Origin of the sequence: Streptomyces flavochromogenes (genome assembly GCF_000717595.1) — a bacterium.
Lineage (GTDB): Bacteria > Actinomycetota > Actinomycetes > Streptomycetales > Streptomycetaceae > Streptomyces > Streptomyces flavochromogenes.
This window is the reverse complement of the sequence record NZ_JNZO01000049.1, coordinates 1-19,800: the sequence shown is the minus strand read 5'-3', so window position 1 is coordinate 19,800 and position 19,800 is coordinate 1. Positions and strand designations below refer to the sequence as shown.

Below are 19,800 nucleotides of genomic sequence, written 5' to 3'. Positions count from 1 at the left end.
CCGGCCGACCACCAGATTCGGCCACCGGTGAGAGGAGTACCGTGCCTGCTCCGCCCCTTCCCGCGTCCCCGGCGGCGCCGTCCGCGCACCGCGGAACCGTCCGTGTCACGGTCGTCCTGCTCTTCGCGGCCTGGCTGGTCGACTACGCGGACCGGCTCGTGATCAACCTCGTCCTGCCCTCCCTCGGCGCCGAGTTCGACCTCGACCGCACCCGGCAGGGTCTCGTCGTCTCGGCCTTCTTCCTCGCCTACGCCCTCTGCCAGATCCCCGGCGGCCTGCTCGCCGACCGTTTCGGCGGCCGGCGGGTGACCCTCTGGGCGCTGCTGACCTGGTCGGTCTTCACCGCCCTCACCGGCTTCGCCTGGTCCTTCGCCGTGCTGCTCGCCCTGCGCTTCGCCTTCGGCGCGGCCGAGGGGATCTTCCCGCCGGCCGCCATGAAGGTCCTGGTCGAGCGCACCCGGCCCGAGGAACGCATGAGCGCCAACGGCACGGTCATGAGCTCCAACGCGCTCGCCGCCGTCATCACCCCGCTGGCCGTCGCCCCGCTCGTCGCCGTCTTCGGCTGGCGCTCGGCCTTCTGGTCGACCGCCGCACTCGGCGTCCTCGCCCTCGTCGCCGTACGCCTCTGGCTCCCGGCCCCGCTGCCCCGCACGGAGAGCGCCGAGGACACCGTCGGGGAGACCGCCCGTCCCGCCCTCCGCGCGGTCCTGCGCAAGGGTGTCCTGTGGCGCTTCGCCCTCATGATGTTCGGCTACAACACCATCGTCTGGGGCCTCAACACCTGGGTCCCGTCGTATCTCAGCGAGGAACACGGCGTCTCCCTCACCTCCGCCGGAGCCCTCATCGCCGTCCCCGCGCTCGGCGCCGCGCTCGCCACCTTCCTCGGCGGACGGCTCGCCGACCGGCTCGGCGGCCACCACCGCAGGATCATCGTCCCCGGCATGGCCGTCGCGGCCGTCGCCCTCCTCCTCATGGCGAACGCGCCGTCCGTCCTCGGCTTCGTCCTCTTCGGCACCGTCGCCGTCTTCGCCGCCTCCCTCGCGTACATGCCGATCTTCGCCGTCCCCCTCGCCGGTCTCTCCCCGGCGTACGTGGGCGTGGGCAGCGCCGTCGTCATCTTCGGCGGTCAGGTCGCCGGAATGGTCGCCCCGCCCGTCATGGGCGCCCTCGCCGACGCCTTCTCCTTCCAGGTCGCCTTCGGCTTCCTCGTCCTCGGCGCGCTGATCGCCGCCGTCATGGCCTGCCTCACCCCACAGGACGCGGCCGCCTTCCGCGCCGCCGCCGACGAACCGCCGGCGTACACCTCCCTCCGCACCGCAAAGGACTCCGCATGACCGTCGAGACCGTCGCCCCGCCCGTCGCCCCGCTCCTCTCCGGGCTCGACGCGCGGCTGCCCGCACTGCTCGCCCTCTACGAGGACCTGCACGCCCACCCCGAGCTGTCGTTCCAGGAGTTCCGCACCGCCGGTGTCGTCGCCGGGCAGCTGCGGGCCCAGGGCTGGGAGGTCACCGAGGGCGTCGGACGCACCGGAGTCGTCGGCGTCCTCGCCAACGGCCCCGGCCCCGTCGTCCTGCTCCGCGCCGACATGGACGCCCTCCCCGTCAGGGAGGAGACCGGACTCCCGTACGCGTCCACCGCCACCGGCACCGACCCCGACGGCAACGAGGTGCCGGTCATGCACGCCTGCGGGCACGACATGCACGTCACCTGTCTGCTCGGCGCCACCGCCCAGCTCGCCGCCCACCGGGAGGCCTGGCACGGCACCGTCGTCGCCGTCTTCCAGCCCGCCGAGGAGATCGGCGGCGCGCCCGCGATGATCGAGGACGGCTTCCTCGACCGCTTCCCGCAGGCCGAGGTCTGCCTCGGCCAGCACGTGGCCCCCGCACCGGTCGGCTTCTTCGGGACCCGGCCGGGACCGGTGATGGCGGCGTCCGACAACTTCCGGGTGACCCTCTTCGGCCGGGGCGGCCACGGCTCGTCCCCGGAGACGGCCGTCGACCCCGTGGTGCTCGCGGCGGCGGTCGTGATGCGGCTGCAGACGGTGGTCTCCCGGGAGATCGGGCCCGCCCAGACGGGTGTCGTCACCGTCGGCTCGCTGCACGCCGGGACGAAGGAGAACATCATCCCGGACACCGCCGAACTGTGGATCAACGTCCGCTCGACGACCCCGGCCGTACGGGACCGGATCCTCGCCGCCGTCACGCGCATCGTGCGGGCCGAGGCCGTTGCCTCGGGCGCCCCCGAGGAGCCCGAGTTCAGCCCGCTCAACTCCTTCCCGGTCACCGTCAACGACGCGGCGGCGACCGCCGTCGTGCAGGAATCCCTGACCGAAGTCCTGGGAGCGGAAAGGGTCTTCACGCTCACTCAGATCATCACCGGAAGCGAGGACTTCGGCACCTTCGGCACGGCGCTCGGCGTCCCCTCCGTCTTCTGGCACTTCGGCGGCGCCGACCCCGCCCTCTACGCGGGCATCGACCCCGGCTCGCTCCTGGAGGACGGTCTCCCCGACACCGTCCCCGCCAACCACTCGCCGCACTTCGCCCCCGTCCCCGGGCCGACGATCCCGCTCGGCGTGACCGCCCTGCTCGCGGCCGCCGCTCCGTGGCTGACGAGGACGAGCACCCCCGGCGCCTGACACCGGTCGCCGGGGGTGCGAGTGGGCTACAACCCGGGGCCGTTGTAGGCGCCGCGGTGCGGCTTGGTGGTCGCGGAGACCGGGTTGCCCCAGTAGTCGCGGCCCCCGCTGCCGCTGATCACGGAGCCGTTGTTCAGCGCCGGCGACGTGGCGCGGAGCCTGTACCCGTCGGCGGAGCCGAGCGACTCGCCGCCCGTGCCCGGGTTCACGAAGTGCGGGTCGCCCACGATGCCGTTCGCGGTCGGCCTCGGCACGCCCTGGAAGACGTTCCAGAGCCAGGAGATCCCCGCGGCCGTCGGCAGCCGGGAGTCGGTGGTGCCCACCCAGATGTTGTTCTCGACGACGCTCTCGTCGGGGAGCGTGATGCTGAACTTCCGGTCCGTGCAGTAGAGGACGTTGTTGTACATGCGCAGCGCGGACCGGCCCGCGCTGACGCTGCTCATCCGGCAGTCGTTCTCGGAGATGTTGTAGCGGATGACCTGCTGGGCGCCGCCGATGGTGCCGCACCCGTCGCAGTCGAGGAAGAAACCGCCGATGTTGTCGCGGCTGAAGTTGTACTGGATCAGACAGGTGCCGGTGTTGCCCCAGTCGCAGTCGAAGGCCTGGCTGTCGGCCACGGACATCCTGGTGATGCCGTACACGGCGTTCTTCTGGATGGTCGGGTTGTGGTCGCCGAGCACCCAGATACCGGCGAAGTTGCCGCCGGAGAAGGGGTAGACGCCGTTGCCGACGCCGGAGGCGTTGTTGTACTGGATCATGGGCGCGTCGGCGTAGCTGGCGATGATGCCGTCGCCCCCGACGTCCTTGACGACGTTGTGCTCGATCAGGACCCCGGAGCCCTTGACCGCCATGGCGCCGACCCTGATCTTGAGGCCGCCCCCGCCGGTGTTGGTGATCTCGTTGTGGTGGACGTGGACGTCGTGGAGGGTCGAGGCGGTGCCGCTCGCCCCCGTGACGATGCCGGCGGACTGGACGAAGTCCTCGGTGGTCGGGCTGTTCTTGCTCGTCTGGCCGGCGACCCGGTCGACGACCAGGTGACCGACGTCGAAGCCGCGGTGGGCCCGTCCGTCGGTCGCGGAGATCCGCAGTCCGGTACGGCGGGCGAGGGAGGCGGCGGGGTTGGTCAGCTTCAGGTCGCTGATCCGCCAGTGGTCCTGATCGGTGAGGGAGACGGCGTCCGGAGCGCCGCCGCCGTCGATCACGGGCAGCGCGCCGGTGCCGTACCTCGTCAGCGTGATGGGGGCGGTGGCGGTGCCACTGCCCTTGGGGGCGAGGGACCCGGTGCAGGTGGTGCCGGACGCGAAGGCGAGGGTGTCCCCGGCCGCGTACGTCCTCCCGTTGGCCTGGGCGACGCTGTTGAACGGCGCGGCCTGGCTGCCGTCGCCGGCGTCCGGACGCGAGCAGTCCACGTAGGTGGTGCTCCCGGCGGCCGAGGCGGGCGCGGTGGGGAGGGCGACGCTGCCGGCGAGGGCGAGCGCGACGGCGATGAGCCCACCGACCGTCGCACGCCGCCCCGGGAATGCCTCCATGGTCATGACGCGACACCTTTCTCGAGGTCTGGTGACGCCAGAAGCTAGGTGTGGCCGATGAGCGAGTCAATGCAAAGGTGTCGAATGATCGAATATCGATCAACCCGCGGTTGATTGGTCGACTTCAAGATCGGGGCGATCGACCGGTATCCGGCGAGGAGGCGGGGCCCGAGGGGCGGTTCCGGGCCGTGCCCGATCGCTGAGGTGGGGGCACGGTGACACGTTTTCGGGAGAGCGTTCGGTCCCTGCTGCGCGAGCAGGTGCTCGACGCCGCCCATCGCCTCGTCGCCGCCGACGGCTGGGGTGTGCCGCGCACGACCTCCATCGCGCGCGCCGCCGGCATCAGCCGCCAGGCCCTCTCCAACGAGTTCGGCTCGAAGGAGGCCATCGGCAAGGCCCTGGTCCAGCGCGAGCTGGAGGGCTTCCTGCTCGGCATCCAGGGCGAACTCGACGCCCACCGGGGTGAACTGGAGGCCGCGGGCGCCGCAGGGGTCGGCTGCACGCTCCAGCAGGCCGTGGACAACCCCCTCGTCAAGGGCGTCCTGCTCGCGGACCGCGGCGGGCGAGGACGACCTCCTCGCCTATCTCACGCCCCGCCCGGACCCGTCTTCGGTACGGCGATGACGATGCTCGACGCGTACGCGTTCGAGGCCTGGCCCGATGTGGACGAGGGGTCCCGCGGACTCGCGGTCGAGACGATCGTGCGGCTCACCGTCAGCCACATCGTCCAGCCGGTGGCGTCCCCGGAGGAGTCGGCGCGGCGCATCGCCGCGATCACGGGGAGGATCGCGTACCCGGGCGGCAGGGCCTGACGGAAGTCGGCAGGAAGAGGCCCGGTGTCGGACACGGGGGATCTCCGGCACCGGGCCTCTGTTGAATATTCTACGAGACGTGGGGGAGTGGTCTGCACCACCCGCGCCGATCTCCCCCACGGCCGAGAGCGCGTACGGACCCGGCCCCGGAATCGAGGCCGCCAGAAGGTCCGGCAGGGGAGCGAGGGCGCCCTGCCGACGGGCGGAGAGCGGCCGCACGGGGTACAAGTCCCCTGAGACGCGGTTGCGGTCGACCGGGGTCCTCGCCCCTCCGCCGCGCCATCCGTGACGACGACGAGGAGGTCGCCGTGGAAGGCAGAAGCAAAGGGTTCGTGCAGTCCTTCAACCGTGCCGGCGGGTACGGGTTCGTCGTTCCCGTGGGGTCCGAGGAGCAGGTGTACTTCAGCGCCGAGGACATCGAGGGGGAGGGGTGCACCCTCTCCGAGGGGCAGCAGGTCTCCTTCGTGCTGGTCCTCGGTGACGGCCGCTTCGAGGCGAGGGAACTGCGCGTCTGAGGTGGCCGCGTGCGGGTCGCTCCACCGGCGACGCCCCGGATGGAGGCACGGGCCCGGGGCGGGCGGCGGCCCTCCCGCATCCGCTCCCGGGCTCGGGCAGGCGTACGGTCCCGGCCCCGGGCGACTGGGGCCGCCCGTCCGCCTGCCTACGATGGGCCCATGTCTGAGCGCGTTGATCCCGCGGCCGCGGCCGCGTCCCGGCCGCACGAGCGGACGCCGGGAGCGCTCGAACTCTCGGCGGCGGCCGAGGTGTTCGGCCTGCTCTCCGACCCCACCCGGCTGCACCTGGTCTGGCTGCTCACCCGCGGCGAGGCCGATGTGACCGCCCTGACGGAGGCCTGCGGGGCCGCGCGCCCCGCCGTCAGCCAGCACCTGGCCAAGCTGCGCCTGGCCGGACTCGTCCAGTCCCGCAAAGACGGACGCAGGGTCGTGTACGCCATGCCGGACGGGCATCTGAAGCGTCTCGTCGTCGAGGCGATCAGCCGCGCCGATCACGAGGTGAGCGGCGAGCCCTGGCACGACTGAGAGCCACACTCCGACCCCCCCTGGCGCTCAACGTGTGCGCAAGTATGCACATGTCCGCTACGTTGGTGACGTCCGCTGTCCGCCGTGGCCGACCGGGGGCGTCCTCATGCTGTCCGTGCTGCGCAACCCCACCTATCGCCGCCTGTTCGGCGCGCAGGTCGTCGCCCTCACCGGCACCGGCCTGGCGACCGTGGCCCTGAGCCTCCTCGCGTACGACCTGGCGGGCGCCAACGCCGCCGCCGCCGTCCTCGGCACCGCCCTCGCGATCAAGATGGCCGCGTACGTCCTCCTCGCCCCGCTCGTCGGCGCCCTCGCCGACCGCGTCCCCCGACGGGCGCTGCTCGTCTCCATGGACCTCGCGCGCGCGGCGGTCGTGCTCGCCCTGCCGTTCGTCACCCGTGTCTGGCAGGTGTACGTCCTGATCCTGCTGCTCCAGGCCGCCTCGGCCGCCTTCACACCGGCCTTCCAGGCGACGATCCCGCAGGTGCTGCCCGACGAACGCGACTACACCGGCGCCCTGTCGCTCGCCCGGCTCGCCTATGACCTGGAGAGCCTGGCCAGCCCGGCGCTCGCCGCCGCGCTGCTGACGGTCGTCCCGTACGCCTGGCTGTTCGCCGGCACCGCCGCGGGATTCGTCGCCTCCGCCCTCCTGGTCCGCACGACGGCCCTGCCCGACGTGGACCCCGCCCCCGACCCCGGCCCGGAGCCGAGACCCGCCGGTGGCGCGGCCCCGCGCCCCCGTGCGTACGCCAGGGCGGTCTCCGGGATCCGGCTCGTCCTCGCCGCCCCGCGTCTGCGCGCCCTCCTCGCCCTCGACCTGGCCGTCGCGGCCGCCGGGGCCGTCGTCCTCGTCGACACCGTGATCCTCGTCCGCGACACCCTCGGCCGCCCCACCGGGGACGTACCCCTCGCCCTCGGCGCGTACGGCGCGGGCTCCATGGCGGTGGCCCTGCTGCTGCCGCGCGTCCTGGAACGGGGCGACGACCGCGCGGTCATGGTGCGGGCCGCCTTCGTCCTGCCCGCGGCCCTGGGGCTGCTCGCCCTCGGCCTCACGGCCACGCCCGGAGCCTGGTCCTGGCCCGCCCTGCTCCTGGTCTGGCTGGTCACGGGCGCCGCGGGCTCGGCGGTGCTCACCCCGGGCGGCCGGGTGGTGCGCGGCTCCGTACGGAGCGGCGACCTGCCCGCCGCCTTCGCGGCCCGGTTCTCCCTCTCGCACGCCTGCTGGCTGCTCACCTACCCGCTCGCCGGCTGGCTCGCCGTGACGACCGGCCCGGCCGCCTCGGCGGCCGTGCTCACCGCCGTGGCGCTGGCGGGGGCCGTGGGCGCGGCGAGGCTGTGGCCGCCCGCGGACCCGGCCACGGGCCGGCGGACGCCCGCCGCCGCAGCGGCCTCCGCCGCACAAGTGCCCGCCCCGGAAGCCCCCGCCTCCTCGCCGACCCGGTGATGCGGGACGGCAGGCCGGCGAGGTCGCCGCCTGACGCGGCCGAGCCCGCCCCCGCCTTCGCGAGGGAGCCGGTACCCCCGAGGGGGTACCGGCTCCCTCGCGTTCCCGCGCCCGGCTACTCGCCCGGCGCCGGCGGCAGCGCGTCCATGAACGAGCTCACCGAGAACACCGCGCGCCCCGGACCGGCCGGCCCGTACCCGGGGGGCGCCGTCAGGCCGTACTCCTCCAGCGTCGCGGTGTACGCCTCAAGGAGCCGCAGGTGGTACTCCAGGGGAGCCCCGTCCGGGTTCTCCCGGCCCAGCGGGGTCGTCGGCTCCGGGCACCAGGTGGTGAACCGGGGCGTGATCCCCTGCGACATGAAGAACCGCAGGCCCTCCCGGGTGGAGGCGATCGCCTCGTCCACCGTCAGGAAACCGGAGGGCCGGGCCATCTCGACGCCCGCGACGAAGTTCGGGATGACGTTGCGCGGCCCGAAGATCTCGGCGGAGTCCAGGATCCGGCGGTGCCACTCGTCCCGGCCGATGTAGCGCTCCTTGCCGGGGCAGTACAGCTCGAACAGCCGGCGGTCCCACACCTCGTAGTTCGGGTGATAGATCCGGATGCCGTAGTCGTGGAACCGCTGCACGTCCTCCTTCGGCAGCGCCTGCGCGACGACCTTGCCGATCCAGCGGCCGGGGAACCGCTCCTCGATCGCCCGCGCGTACTGCCCGTAGAAGTCGGCCTCGTCCTTCCCGCCGACCTGGGACGTGACCGCCCCGCCCGTGAGGGTGTAAGCGGTAGACGTACGGGCCGTGTCGTGGCGGTCGATGATCTCCAGCGCCTCCAGGACCTCGTCGACCGGCTTCACCCCGGTGTACGGGCGGCCCGCCGCCTTGTGCTGGCGCCAGTTGTGGTTGATGTCGCAGTACTGGCACTCCTCCTTGGCGCCGAAGTACTGGCAGACCCGGAAGACCGTCAGATAGATCAGGTAGCCCCACTGGATGGTCGGCGCGACCTCCATCACGGACTTGCCGTTCGCCAGCGGGTGCCGGTAGTACTCGGGCATCGGCGGCAGACCGACGTCGGCGATCCTGACGCCGTCGAGGAACAGCGCGAGCGCCCCGTCGCCGTCCGGTGCCACCCGGTAGGGGGACGAGGGGTTGACCCGTACCGACACCACCGTGCGGCGGAGCCCGTACGGCCCGCCCGTGAGCACGATCTCCTCCGGCGGGCGGTTCAGCGCCGCCTCCCCGAGCTCCGGCAGTGTGCGGTGGTCGAAGGAGAAGATGAAGTACGACTTCGGCTTCACCTCACCCCCCTCGTTCCCGGACAGCGCGGACGGGTCGAAGGCGAGCCCGCCGCGCAGCAGGTCCTCCTTGAACACGGCCTCCGGAGGGACTCCGGGGAAGCGGTCCATGAGGGATTCGACGACGGCGGTACGGGTCGGGGCGGCGCTGGACACAGGCGGATCTCCAGGTGAGAGACGACGACGGAGCCGACGCACCTCACGCTACGCGCGCGTGCGTCGGTCTCGTCGACCGGGACCCGCCCGGCGGCCGGGGAATGCGGCTGCGCGCCTCCGGCTACTTGTTGACCGTGAAGCCCTGGTCGTTGCCGTACGTCACGCCGGCCTCCTGCCACTGCTTCAGGCCGTCGGTGAGCGTGGTGGGGGAGACGTACGCCTTGCCCACGGTGTCGTTGAAGATCGAGTTCGCGTACACCTGGTACGGCAGGTAGGACCAGTCCTCGCCGACGTTACGGGCGGACTCGGCGAAGATCCGGTTGGCCTGCTGGCCGCCGAAGTACGGGAAGGCGGTGTCGAGGAACGCCTTCGACTCCAGGTCCGCGCGGGTCGCGGGGAAGGCGCCGGCGGTGACCCGGGCACTGGCTCCGGCACCCGTGGTGGCGAACTCCGTGAAGGCGTAGGCGAGTTCCTTGTTCTTGGCGGCCTTCGGCACGGCGAGCGAGCTGCCGCCGTTCTCCGCGCTGGTCTTGTCGCCCTTCGTCCACTGCGGCAGCGGCGCGACCCGCCAGTCGCCGGAAGCGGAGGCGACCCCGGACGTCAGGTTGGCCGGCATCCAGGCGCCGATGGAGAGGGTGGCGAGGGATCCGTCGGCCAGGCCCTTGTACCAGGCGTCGCTCCACGAGCTGATCGGCGCGACCAGCTTCTCGTCGAGGAGCTTCTGCCAGGTCGCGGTGTACTTCCTGGTGCCCTCGTCGCCGAAGTCGATCGTGACGTCCGTGCCGTCGGTCCGGTACGGACGGCCGCCGGCCTGCCAGATGAGGCTGGTGGTGGCGCCGGCGTCACCGGTGTCGTTGGTGATGAAGATCTTGGGGTCGGCCTTGTGGAGGGCGCGGGCCGCCTCCACGTACTCGTCCCAGGTCGTCGGCACCTTGATGCCGTGCTTGTCGAAGACCTTCTTGTTGTAGAAGAACGCCATGGGGCCCGAGTCCATGGGCAGGGCGTAGACGGCCTTGTCCTCGGTGACGGCGTTCCACGGGCCGGAGGTGAAGGTCGTGCCGTACTTCTGGGCGCCGTACGAGGCGAGGTCCTCGACGGACTTGCCTATCGTGAACTGGCCGAGGGCGTAGTACTCGACCTGCGCCACGTCGGGGGCGCCGGAGCCCGCCGCCATGGCGTTCTGCAGGGCGGTGTACTGCTTGTCGCCGGTGCCCGCGTTGACCAGCTCGACGTCGACCTTGGGGTACTTCTTCTCGAAGTCCTCCGCCACCTTCTTGAGCGTGGGCTCCCAGGCCCACACGGTCACCTTGCCGCCCTTCTCCAGTGCGGCCGCGACGTCCTTCGGTCCGCTGTCGCCACCGCCGTCCGAGGCGTCGGAGCCGCAGGCCGTGGCGGTCAGCGCGAGCGTGGAGACGACGGCGAGGGCGCCGAGGAGTCTGCGGGTGATGTGCGTTCTCATGGGCTGTGCTCCTGGTCGAGGGTACGGCGGAGAGGAGGGAACGGAGAGCGGGGGAGAGGTGAACGGGGGAGAGGCGAGCGAGAGGGAGGCGGGGAGGGGGCGCCGTGGCGGGGCGGGGGCGCGGAGGCGCTATTCCTTGACGCTGCCCGCGGCCAGGCCGGACTGCCAGTACCGCTGGAGCAGCAGGAAGACGGCCACGATCGGCACGATCGTCAGCAGGGATCCGGTGATGATGAGGTCGAACACGGCCTCGCCGCCCGCCGTCTGGGCCTGGGCGTTCCAGGCGTTGAGGCCGAGGGTCAGCGGGTACCAGTCGGGGTCCTTGATCATGATCAGCGGCAGGAAGTAGTTGTTCCACGTCGCGACCATCGAGAACAGGAGCACCGTGACGGTCCCCGGCATCAGCAGCGGCAGCGCGATCGTGAAGAAGGTGCGCAGTTCGCCGGAGCCGTCGATGCGCGCGGCCTCCAGGAGTTCGGTGGGGACGGACTCGGCGGCGAAGACCCACATGAGATAGAGGCCGAAGGGCGAGATCAGGGACGGGATGATCACGGCCCACGGGGTGTTCGTGAGGCCCATGTTGCTGAACATCAGGAAGGTGGGGACGGCCAGCGCGGTGCCGGGCACGGCCACCGCCCCGAGGACCACCGCGAACACCGCCCGGCGGCCCGGGAAGTCGTACGTGGCGAGCGCGTACCCGCCGAGGACGGCGAGGACGGTGGCGCCGCCCGCGCCGGCGACGACGTACAGCAGGGTGTTGAGCAGCCAGCGGACGAAGACGCCGTCGTCGTACGAGAGGGTCCGGCCGATGTTGTCCCAGAAGTGGCTGTCCTCGGCGAACCAGAGCCCGAAGGAGTCGAGCAGTCCGTTCTGGTCCTTGGTGGCGTTGATGACGAGCCAGGCGAGCGGCAGCAGGGTGTAGACGAGGACCAGGCCGGTCACGAGGGTCAGCGGCACGCTGGGGCGGGGGTTGAGCGGGGTGTGCGGGGGACGCTTCCGGCGTTTCGCGGTACGGGTTCGCGTACCGCCGTCCGCGCGGGCGTCCGTACGGGTACGGGCTTCCGGGGCGGCGCCGGGTGTCCGCGGGGCGGTCGGCGTACCGGATCCGGAGGCCGCGCTGGTGAGGGAGGTGGTCATCGGCTCAGCCCTTCCGCATGCCACGCAGCTGGACCGCGTAGGCGATGATCGCGGTGAGGACACCCATCACGATCGCCACGGTCGCCGCGTAGTTGTGCTGCTGACCCGAGAAGGACAGCGAGTAGGTGTAGAGGTTGGGGGTGAAGTCGCTGGTGATCGCGTTGGGGGCGAGTTTCTGCAGGATGCTCGGTTCGTTGAACAGCTGGAAGCTGCCGATGATCGAGAAGATGGTGGCGATGACGAGCGCGCTGCGGATCGCGGGCAGCTTGATCGAGGTGACGACCCGCCACTCTCCGGCGCCGTCGATGGCCGCGGCCTCGTAGAGCGAGCGGGGTACGACCTTGAGCGCGGCGTAGAAGATCAGCATGTTGTAGCCGACGAACTCCCAGGTCACGATGTTGCCGATGGCGGCGAGGACCAGGGAGGGGGAGAGCGGGTCCGGCAGGGAGATGCCGAACGCGTCGTTGACGTTCCCGACGAGTCCGAACCGCGTGCCGTACATGAAGCCCCAGATGAGGCTGGCGACGACCGCGGGCACGGCATAGGGGAGGAAGATCGAGACGCGGAAGAAGGTCCTGCCGTACAGCCGGCCGCTGTCGATCGCGAGGGCGACGAGCAGGGCGACGCCCAGCATGACGGGCACCTGGATGAGGAGGAAGAGGCCGACCCGGGTCAGCCCCTCCCAGAAGCGGGGGTCGGTGAGCGCCTTGCCGTAGTTGTCGAGGCCGACGAAGGAGGTGCCGCCGATGAGCCGGTCCTGGAAGAGGCTCAGGTAGAGCGCGTATCCGATCGGCGCGAGGAAGACGAGGCCGAAGACCGCGACGAACGGGCCGGCGAATCCCCAGCCCACGAGGGCCTCCTTACGGAGACGGAAGCGGGCTCGTGGGCGGGGCGGTGGTGCTGCCGTAGCGCGCGTCGACAGGAGCGTCATGGCGGGGTTCCTTGCGTCGGTGACCGAGCGGGTCCGGAGACGGGGAGTGGAGTGGGGCAGGAGAGTGTGGAGGGGGGTGGGGGCGGAGACGGTGGTGAGGGTGAGGACGGGGGTGAAGAGGACGTGCGGCATGAGCGATGCGTGAGCGGTGGCGTGGGCGAGGCGAGAGGGCCTGGCGGCCGTGAATCGGCCCCGCGTGGGCTGGCCGACGAGAAATGTTTACGTAATCATCGGTAGCGTGATGGTGACACTCCCACTGGGGGGCGTCAAGCGTGAAGCAGCGGTGAATGAGAGGGATTCGGGTGGCGGAGAAGAACACGGCAGGCGGCTCGGCGACGGCCGGCGGCGAAGGCCCGCGAGGAGCGCGCGGCAGGCCGCGCCGGGTCTCCATGGCGGACGTCGCCCAGCTCGCGGGGGTCTCCTCGCAGACGGTCTCGCGCGTCTCCAACGGCGACGCGGCCGTCGTCGAGAGCACCCGCGCGAAGGTTCTCGACGCCATGAAGGAGCTGGGCTACCGGCCCAACAGCGCGGCCCGCGCCCTCAAGCGCGGGGAGTTCCGGGCCATCGGCGTCATCACCATGGGCCTCTCCAGCACCGGCAACGTCCGCACCCTGGAGGCCATCGCCGGATCGGCCTCCCGGGCGGGATACGCGGTGACCCTCATCCCGCTCGACGCGCCCACCCAGGACAACGTCAGGGGCGCCTTCACGCGGCTCGACGAACTTGCCGTCGACGCCGTCGTGCTCATCATGGAGGTCCACCTCCTCGACACCGCGTCGCTCACCCTTCCCCCGCACGTCAAGGTGGTCGTCGTGGACTCCGACGCCACCGGCCGCTTCCCCGTCGTGGACACGGACCAGCGGCAGGGCGCCCGCACCGCGGTGCGGCACCTGCTCGACCTCGGGCACGAAACGGTCTGGCACGTCGCGGGCCCCGAGGAGTCCTTCGCCGCCGGCCGTCGCGCGGAGGCCTGGGAGGCGGCCCTGCGCGAGGAGGGACGGAAGGTGCCGCCCGTCCTGCGCGGGGACTGGACGCCCGAGTCCGGTTACGAGGCGGGGCTCCGGCTCGCCGACGAGCCCGGCTGCGGCGCGGTGTTCGTGGCCAACGACCAGATGGCCCTCGGCGTGCTCAGAGCCTTCCACGAGCGGGGCAGACGGGTGCCCGAGGACGTGAGCGTCGTCGGCTTCGACGACATCGCGGAGGCGGCCTCCTTCATCCCGCCGCTGACGACCGTGCGCCAGGACTTCACGCAGGTGGGGGAGTTGTGCGTGGACGCGGTGCTGAGGGAACTGCGCGGCGAGACGGTCACGGGGGTACGACTCGTCCCGACGACCCTGATGGAGCGGGCGAGCACGGGGGCGCCGGGGAGGTGACGCCGGAGTCCCCGGCGGTGGCGGGCGCGGGGAGGACGGGCCGAGGTCGTCGGTGACGGCGGGTCCCCGGTGACGGCGGGTTCGAGGAGGTCGTGCCGGTCCGGCGGGTGCGGGGGAGGTGCTGCCGAGGGCCCTGGCGGTGGTGGGTACGGGGGAGCCGGACCGCCCGCCGACGGGTGCGGGGAGGTCGGGTCGGCCGCCGGGGGTTCGGACAGGCCGGGCCGGGCCGGCCGGTCTGGACAGGCCGGGCCAGGCCGGGCCGGCGGGTTCGGGCGGGCGGGCCGGCCGTCGGCGGGTGTGGGGAGCCGCGGTCGAGTTCCGCGGCGGTGGCGGGGCGGGTACGAGGGAGGTCGGGCCGCGGTCCTCGGCGGAGTGCGGGCCTCAGGCCGAAGCCCCCGGCGGTGGCGGGGCCGTACTCGAGCGGACCACCAGGACCGGCTCCACCGCCCTGCGGCGGGGGCCGTCCGTACGGCCCTCGATCTGGTCGAGCAGCAGGGCGACGCAGTGTCGGCCGACCACCTCGAAGTCCTGGTGCACCGTCGTCAGCGGGGGATGGAGGTACGCGGCCTCGGCGATGTCGTCGAAGCCGGCCACACTGATGTCCCCGGGCACGTCGCGCCCCGACTCGCGCAGGGCCCGCAGCATTCCGAGCGCCATCTGGTCGTTGGCGGCGAAGACGGCGGTCACCTCCCGGCGCCGAGCGATGCCGAGGCCGGCCCGGTAGCCGGACTCCGCCGTCCAGTCCCCGTACAGCACCGGGGGCACGGGCGCGCCCGCGGCGGCCAGCGTGCGCTCCCAGGACTCGGAGCGCCGTCGCGCGGCGAACGAGTCGCGGGGGCCCGCAAGATGCCACACGGTCCGGTGTCCGAGGCCGAGGAGGTGGCTCACGACGCTGTGCGCGCCGTGGGCCTGGTCGAAGTCGACGTTGGGGTACCGGTGGCCGGTGTCGCCGTCGGCGACGACCACCGGCATCGACGGTGGGAGGTGGAGGGACGGGGTGTCGAGCATCTGCGACTCGACGAGCACGATGCCGTCGACGGACTGCAGCATCAGATGCTGGAACGCTCGCCGGACGGCGGCCTCCGTCTGGGCCCTGATGCCCATGAAGTTGACGGAGAAGTCGGCCTCGCGGGCGGCGTCGGCGATCGCGGCCAGGGTGCGGGCGTTGCCGTGCGCGCCGACGTCGAAGCTGACCACTCCCAGGGCGCCGAACCTGCCCGTGACCAGGGCGCGGGCCGCCGTGTTGGGGCGGTAGCCGAGCGTCTGCATGGCGGAGAGCACCTTCTCGCGGGTGCTCGCGTCGACGTTCTCGCGGTTGTTGGCCACGCGTGACACGGTCTGCGAGGAGACGCCCGCCATCGTGGCTACGTCCGCCATGGAGGGCCACTGCCGGGCCGGCCGTGACCGCGGGGACTTCGTTTTCCTGTCCGTCACCACGCGCGGGACCTTCCGGAGGGACTGGAGGCCGCCCGCGCGCGCGGGCGGCCGTACTGCACGTACTGCGTGCATGTTGACGCAAACATCAGGGGCGGTCAAACCCCCTTGGATGTTGTCCGATTCCTTGACAGTCCGATTCGCCCCTCCCAGACTCTCCTCCGAACCGCTCGTGTTTACGCGAACATCGAAGGGCGACACCTCCGCGCAACACGGCGGTCGTCCAGGCCTCGGCGTGCGCGTTCGCGCCCCCGGTCGGCTCCCCGCACCCCCGGTGCGTCCGGCCGTCCCGCATCGCCGGCTCCTTCTCCCTCCCCACAGCCACGAGGTACGCGATCATGCGACGCACTCCCTCGGGGACGTTCACGGTGCTCACCGCACTCTGTGCCGTCCTCTTCTCCCTTCTCGGCTCCCTTCTCGGCCCGGTCGGTACGGCCCAGGCAGCCACGGCGACCGTCACCAACGCCACCCGGTTCACCGACGCGGCGGGCAACCCCGTGCACGCCCACGGCGGCGGAGTCGTCAAGTCCGGCTCGTACTACTACTGGTTCGGCGAGAACCGGAACGCGGACAACACCTTCCGGTACGTCTCCGCCTACCGCTCCACCGACCTGAAGACCTGGGAGTTCCGGAACCACGTCCTCACCCAGAGCACCGACCCCGAACTGCGGTCGGCCAACATCGAGCGCCCCAAGGTCATGTACAACGCGGCCACCGGGCAGTTCGTGATGTGGATGCACAAGGAGAACGCCACGGACTACGGCGAGGCGCGCGCCGCGGTCGCCGTCTCCTCGACCGTCGACGGCGACTACACCTGGCTCGGCAGCTTCCGCCCGCTCGGCCACATGTCCCGTGACATCACGACCTTCGTCGACACCGACGGAGCGGGCTACATGATCTCCGCCGCCAACGAGAACGCCGACCTCCACGTCTACCGGCTGACCGCCGACTACACCGGCATCGCCTCCCGGGTCCAGAAGCTCTGGCCCGGACAGTGGCGGGAGGCCCCCGCCCTCTTCAAGCGCGACGGCGTCTACTTCCTGCTCACCTCCGGCGCCACCGGCTGGTCCCCCAACCAGCAGAAGTACGGCACCGCGACCAGCGTCACCGGAACCTGGAGCGGTCTGCAGGACATCGGCGACGGGACCGCGTACGGCTCCCAGACCGCGTACGTCCTGCCCGTCCAGGGCGCCGCCGGCACCTCGTACCTCTACCTCGGCGACCGCTGGGGCAACTCCATGGGCGGCAACGTCAACGACTCCCAGTACGTCTGGCTGCCGCTCCGCTTCCCCACGAGGACGACCATGGCCATGGACTACTTCCCGCAGATCACGGTGGACACGGCGGCCGGCACGGTGGAGGGCCTCGGCAGCTGGGAGACCCTCACCGCCGCGCACAGCGGAAAGTGCGCCGACGTCGCCGACCGCTCCACCGCCGACGGCGGCGCCGTCATCCAGTGGAGCTGCGGCGGCAACAGCGTCAACCAGGAGTTCTGGCTCCGGAGCGTCGGCAGCGGCCAGGTCCAGATCGTCGCCCGTCACAGCGGCAAGTGCCTCACCGTGAACGGTGGTTCGACCACCGACGGCGCCGCCGTCGCGCAGTACGCCTGCGACGGGAGGGCCGGGCAGCGATGGAGCGTGACCGGTCCGAGCACGGGCGTCCAGCTGATCGCCGTCCACAGCGGAAGGTGCCTCGACGTCACCAACACGTCCACGGCCGACGGCACCGCGCTCGTCCAGTGGACCTGCAACAGCGGCACCAACCAGCGGTGGAGCCGCGCGGCGGTCTGATCCCGCCGTCCGAACATGCCCCCGTCGGGTTCGCCTGTCCGGGCGCGCCTGTCCGAGCCCGCTCCATCCGAGCCCGCTCCATCCGAGCCCGCCCCTCCGGGCACGCCCGGCCCCGCACGTCCGACCCACGCCATCGCACCCCTCAGGGAGTGACCACGTGCAGCCCCTCTCCGCCCGCAGCGCCTCCGGGCGCCGACGGAACACCCGGCTCGGCGCCCTCGTCGCCACCGCCGCGCTCGTCCTGCCCACCGTCGCCGCGGCCCCGGCGATCTCCGCGCCCACGGCGGTCGCCGCCGCGGCCGACGCGCTGACGGTCCGGCCCGACCCCGGTTACCAGCAGCCCGCCTTCGAAGGGTGGGGAACCGCCCTCGCCTGGTTCGCGAACGTCACCGGCGGCTGGCCCGACGAGCGGCGCAACGCCCTCGCGGACGCCCTATACGGCGCGGACGGCCTCGGATTCACCGTCGCCCGCTACAACATCGGCGGCGGCGACAGCCCCGAGACCCTCCCCTACATGCGTCCCGGCGGCGCCGTACCCGGCTACTGGAACCGGCCGGGAGCCGAGTCCCCCGACTGGTGGGACCCGGACAACCCCGCTCACTGGAACGACGCGGCCGACGCCAACCAGCGCTGGTGGCTCTCCGCCGCCAAGGCCCGCGGCGCCGACACCTTCGAGGCCTTCTCCAACTCCGCCCCGTACTTCATGACCCGCAGCGGTCTCGTCTCCGGCGCGACCGACCCCCGGCAGGACAACCTCCGTGCCGACCAGTACGAGCGGTTCGCCGCCTACCTCGCCGGGTCCCTCCGGCGGGCCGAACAGGGCTCAGGCGTCACCTTCGACTCGATCTCCCCGGTCAACGAGCCGAACACCGACTACTGGCGGGCCGGCGGCCGCCAGGAGGGCTCCCACTGGGACCCCGCCTCGCAGGCCCGGATGATCAGCACGCTGCGCGCCGCCCTCGACGCCCGGGGCGACACCACCCCGATCGCGGCCATGGACGAGACGAACCCGTCGACGGCCCGCGCGAACTGGGAGCAGTACGCCCCCGCCGTCCGCGACTCGGTGGGCCGGATCAACACCCACACGTACGGGACGGGCGGGCGCACCGGGGTCCGCGACATCGCCAAGGGCGAGGCCACCCCGCTGTGGATGTCGGAGGTGGACCTCGGCGGCAGCGTGCCGCAGAGCTTCACCGACATGAGCCCGGGGCTCGACCTGGCCCGCCGGATCAACGACGACATCAGGGAACTGGAGCCCAGCGCCTGGGTGTTGTGGCAGGCCGTCGAGGACTACGAGAACATGACGCCGGGCCGGGAGAACTCCAACTGGGGCCTCATCCAGACCGACTTCACCCCCGCCGACGCGGCCACCGAACCGATCCGCAAGAACAAGAAGTACGGGGTGATGGCCCAGTACAGCCGGTTCGTCCGGCCCGGCGCCCGTGTCCTCGCCACCGACGACCCCGACACCCTCGCGGCGGTACGGCCCGGAGGGCAGGGACTCGTCCTCGTCCACACCAACAGCGGCGGGACGGACCGTGAACTCACCCTCGATCTCGACGGTTTCGGCACCGTCGGCGGGACCGTCGAGCGATACACCACCGACGCGACCCGGGACGTCCAGCGCGGTACGGACCTCACCACGGCGGGGAGGTCGCTGAGGGCCACCGTCGGCGCCGGCTCCGTCACCACCTTCGTCCTCCCGGGCGTCACGGGAGTGAACACCGCCGCCACGAGCGCGCCCGTCGGCGCGGCCCGGCAGATCCTCAACGACCACAGTGGGATGGCGCTCGCCGTCACCACCGTCGCGGGGCAGGACATGCCGGTGCAGCGCACGTCGAACCCGGCGGACACCGCACAGCAGTGGACGTTCACCAAGCTCTCGGCGACGGACTGGGGCAACACGGCCACGTACCGCGTGACCAACGCCAGGACGGGCAAGGCGCTCGCTGTGACGGCCGGGACCCTCGGCTTCGCGGCCCCCGGAACCGGTGCCGAACAGCGGTGGATGCGTTCCAGTACGGGCGACGGCCATGCCACGCTCGTCAACAGCGCGTCCGGCCTCCTCCTGGACGTCTTCGGTGCGGCGACGCACGACGGGGCCGAGGCGGGCGTCTACCGGCCGACGACCGGGGCCAACCAGTCCTGGACCTTCCGCCCGGCCGCACCCGACGCATGGCGGACGTCGGTGTTCCGGCACAGCTCCAAGTGCCTTGACGTGGTGGGCACTTCGACGGCCGACGGCACGTCCGTCGTGCAGTACGGATGCAACGGAGGAGCGAACCAGCAGTGGGCGCTCCGGCCCGCCGCGACCGGATACGTGAGCGTCGTCGCGCGGCACAGCGGCAAGTGCCTTGACGTCAGCGGCGCTTCGACCGCCGACGGTGCCCAGGTGTTCCAGTACACCTGCAACGGCGGCCGGAACCAGGAGTGGGCCGTACGGCAGGCCGCCACCGGCCACGTCACCCTCGTGGCGCGCCACAGCGCCCAGTGTCTGGAGGTGGCCGGGTCTTCGAACGCCGACGGGGCGGCCCTGCGCCAGTCCACCTGTACCGGTGGCACGAACCAGCAGCTGCGGTTCGGCTGACGGACGGGGCGCGGCCGCGAACGCCGAAGGGGCGGCGTCCTCCGACTTCCGGTCGGAGGGCGCCGCCCTCGGGCGGTCCGCATCAGAGGCTGCGGGCGGTGATGTCGCCGTAGGAGGTGGTGGCGTGGAGGGTCAGTCCGGTGGTGCCGGTGTTCGTGAGGGCGTTGTGGACGCGGCCGTAGGCGGTG

15 protein-coding genes and 1 pseudogene are annotated in these 19,800 nt (G+C 72.1%); 9 read left to right on the top strand and 7 right to left on the bottom strand.

Going from position 1 to position 19,800, the window contains the following annotated elements:
- Positions 1–41 precede the first annotated feature (41 nt).
- Positions 42–1,334, top strand: a complete 1,293-nt coding sequence (locus tag IF00_RS0138285) for an MFS transporter (protein ID WP_051820841.1) — start codon at positions 42–44, stop codon at positions 1,332–1,334.
- Positions 1,331–2,635: an amidohydrolase gene (locus IF00_RS0138280; RefSeq protein ID WP_078945025.1), complete on the top strand. Its 1,305-nt coding sequence runs from the start codon at positions 1,331–1,333 to the stop codon at positions 2,633–2,635. The genes IF00_RS0138285 and IF00_RS0138280 overlap by 4 nt, the downstream gene beginning before the upstream one ends.
- Positions 2,636–2,661: 26 nt before the next feature.
- Here the strand turns inward: IF00_RS0138280 and IF00_RS0138275 are convergent, their stop codons facing one another.
- Positions 2,662–4,170 (bottom strand): right-handed parallel beta-helix repeat-containing protein, encoded by a 1,509-nt coding sequence (locus IF00_RS0138275; RefSeq protein ID WP_051820840.1) that lies wholly within the window; start codon positions 4,168–4,170, stop codon positions 2,662–2,664.
- Positions 4,171–4,379: 209 nt separating this feature from the next.
- Between IF00_RS0138275 and IF00_RS0138270 the strand changes: the two genes are divergently transcribed.
- The 4 genes from IF00_RS0138270 (at position 4,380) to IF00_RS0138255 (ending at position 7,460) form a co-directional block, all read left to right on the top strand.
- On the top strand, positions 4,380–4,976 hold the full coding sequence (locus IF00_RS0138270; RefSeq protein ID WP_030326375.1) for a TetR/AcrR family transcriptional regulator: 597 nt from the start codon (positions 4,380–4,382) through the stop codon (positions 4,974–4,976).
- A 308-nt stretch (positions 4,977–5,284) separates the two neighbouring features.
- Complete coding sequence (locus tag IF00_RS0138265; RefSeq protein ID WP_037640160.1) at positions 5,285–5,491, top strand: cold-shock protein; 207 nt, start codon at positions 5,285–5,287, stop codon at positions 5,489–5,491.
- Positions 5,492–5,650: 159 nt separating this feature from the next.
- Positions 5,651–6,016 (top strand): ArsR/SmtB family transcription factor, encoded by a 366-nt coding sequence (locus IF00_RS0138260; protein ID WP_030326370.1) that lies wholly within the window; start codon positions 5,651–5,653, stop codon positions 6,014–6,016.
- Positions 6,017–6,122: 106 nt separating this feature from the next.
- A complete protein-coding gene (locus IF00_RS0138255; protein WP_078945024.1) occupies positions 6,123–7,460 on the top strand; it encodes an MFS transporter in 1,338 nt (445 codons plus the stop codon).
- A 115-nt stretch (positions 7,461–7,575) separates the two neighbouring features.
- On the opposite strand, the gene IF00_RS0138250 is transcribed toward IF00_RS0138255, so the two are convergent.
- From IF00_RS0138250 to IF00_RS0138235, 4 genes are all read right to left on the bottom strand, one after another.
- On the bottom strand, positions 7,576–8,856 hold the full coding sequence (locus IF00_RS0138250; protein WP_037640162.1) for a radical SAM protein: 1,281 nt from the start codon (positions 8,854–8,856) through the stop codon (positions 7,576–7,578).
- Between the two features lie 166 nt (positions 8,857–9,022).
- A complete protein-coding gene (locus IF00_RS0138245; protein WP_030326359.1) occupies positions 9,023–10,360 on the bottom strand; it encodes an ABC transporter substrate-binding protein in 1,338 nt (445 codons plus the stop codon).
- Positions 10,361–10,489: 129 nt separating this feature from the next.
- Positions 10,490–11,497, bottom strand: coding sequence for a carbohydrate ABC transporter permease (locus IF00_RS0138240; protein WP_030326358.1), 1,008 nt, complete (start codon positions 11,495–11,497; stop codon positions 10,490–10,492).
- A gap of 4 nt (positions 11,498–11,501) precedes the next feature.
- Positions 11,502–12,428 carry a carbohydrate ABC transporter permease gene (locus IF00_RS0138235; RefSeq protein ID WP_030326357.1) on the bottom strand — a complete coding sequence of 309 codons (927 nt, stop codon included), beginning with the start codon at positions 12,426–12,428 and terminating at the stop codon, positions 11,502–11,504.
- A gap of 389 nt (positions 12,429–12,817) precedes the next feature.
- Between IF00_RS0138235 and IF00_RS0138225 the strand changes: the two genes are divergently transcribed.
- Positions 12,818–13,801 carry a LacI family DNA-binding transcriptional regulator gene (locus IF00_RS0138225; protein WP_030326351.1) on the top strand — a complete coding sequence of 328 codons (984 nt, stop codon included), beginning with the start codon at positions 12,818–12,820 and terminating at the stop codon, positions 13,799–13,801.
- 381 nt (positions 13,802–14,182) lie between these two features.
- Here IF00_RS0138225 and IF00_RS0138220 read toward each other — a convergent pair whose 3' ends face one another.
- A complete protein-coding gene (locus tag IF00_RS0138220; RefSeq protein WP_030326349.1) occupies positions 14,183–15,178 on the bottom strand; it encodes a LacI family DNA-binding transcriptional regulator in 996 nt (331 codons plus the stop codon).
- A gap of 395 nt (positions 15,179–15,573) precedes the next feature.
- Between IF00_RS0138220 and IF00_RS0138215 the strand changes: the two genes are divergently transcribed.
- Together IF00_RS0138215 and IF00_RS0138210 are read left to right on the top strand one after the other, a co-directional pair.
- A complete protein-coding gene (locus IF00_RS0138215; RefSeq protein ID WP_030326347.1) occupies positions 15,574–17,025 on the top strand; it encodes an RICIN domain-containing protein in 1,452 nt (483 codons plus the stop codon).
- A gap of 157 nt (positions 17,026–17,182) precedes the next feature.
- The gene (locus IF00_RS0138210; RefSeq protein ID WP_030326345.1) at positions 17,183–19,612 is read left to right on the top strand and encodes an RICIN domain-containing protein; all 2,430 of its coding nucleotides are present in this window, start codon (positions 17,183–17,185) and stop codon (positions 19,610–19,612) included.
- An 82-nt stretch (positions 19,613–19,694) separates the two neighbouring features.
- On the opposite strand, the pseudogene IF00_RS48245 reads toward IF00_RS0138210, so the two are convergent.
- A pseudogene (locus tag IF00_RS48245) lies at positions 19,695–19,800 on the bottom strand (DUF4097 family beta strand repeat-containing protein); the annotation flags it as partial.